This is a genomic window from Dechloromonas hortensis (assembly GCF_009469765.1).
Lineage (GTDB): Bacteria > Pseudomonadota > Gammaproteobacteria > Burkholderiales > Rhodocyclaceae > Azonexus > Azonexus hortensis.
In genome coordinates this window covers 1-245 of the sequence record NZ_SSSQ01000056.1, presented here as the reverse complement: position 1 = coordinate 245, position 245 = coordinate 1, and the positions used below count along the sequence as shown (strand labels likewise).

The following is a 245-nucleotide window of genomic DNA, read 5'->3' as shown; positions in this document are numbered from 1 at the left end:
GCCACCTACACCCTGACCGACGGCTCCGGTGCCAACGACACCTCGACGCTGGCGATCACGGTGACGCCGGTGAACGACGACTTCACCGATGCCAACGAAGTGATCAGCATCGCTGAAGACAGCGGTCCGCTGACGGGCACGGTGCTGAGCGGCACGAGCAGCGTCGATGGCCCGGTCAGCGTCACCACCTTCACGGTCGGTGGCACGACCTACGCCGCCGGCGCCACCGCCACCCTGGCCGGGGT

General features: G+C 68.6%; 1 protein-coding gene. It reads left to right on the top strand.

What is annotated here, in order from left to right:
• On the top strand, positions 1-245 hold a 245-nt coding region (locus tag GH663_RS21040), incomplete at both ends, for a hypothetical protein (RefSeq protein WP_170291477.1).